Annotated in this window: 1 protein-coding gene; it reads left to right on the plus strand. The window is 67.3% G+C overall.

The genetic code is table 11. The annotated features are described in order from the left end of the window. Window positions 1–532 (plus strand): IS1595 family transposase (locus ASC93_RS21420; RefSeq protein ID WP_157202061.1); only part of this gene is annotated, 532 nt, incomplete at both ends.

Below are 532 nucleotides of genomic sequence, written 5' to 3' on the forward strand. Positions count from 1 at the left end.
TAACGCCCTGACCGGCACGCCGCTCGCTCGTCTACGCAAGAAAGAGTGCTGGCTACCGTTCCTGCAATCCATTCTGGAATCGCGCACGGTGCGCGACGCCGCGCGCGTGACCGGCGTGCACCGGACGACCAGTTTCAGGTGGCGCCACCGGTTCGTGCCCGGCGCGATGCGCGACCGTCCTCCGATGTTGGCGGCCATCGTCGAGGCGGACGAAACCTATCGACTCGAGTCACAGAAGGGTTCGCGCAACCTGACGCGGCCGCCGAGAAAGCGCGGCGGCGTGGCCAGGCAGCGCGGGATCAATCGCGAATACGACTGCCTCCTCGTCGCGCGCGACCGCAATGGGCAGACGCTGGACTTTCATGCGGGTCGAGGACAAGTGACCGTCGCGCAATTGCATGCGTGCCTCAAGCCGGTCTTGCCGGCCGACGTATTGCTGATCAGCGACGGGGCCGCGGCGTATCGTCGCTTCGCCGTGCAAGCGGGCATCACGCACGAAGCGGTGAACGTGAAGGCCGGCGTGCGGGCGCGC

Source organism: Massilia sp. Root335, from assembly GCF_001425685.1.
Lineage (GTDB): Bacteria > Pseudomonadota > Gammaproteobacteria > Burkholderiales > Burkholderiaceae_D > Telluria > Telluria luteola.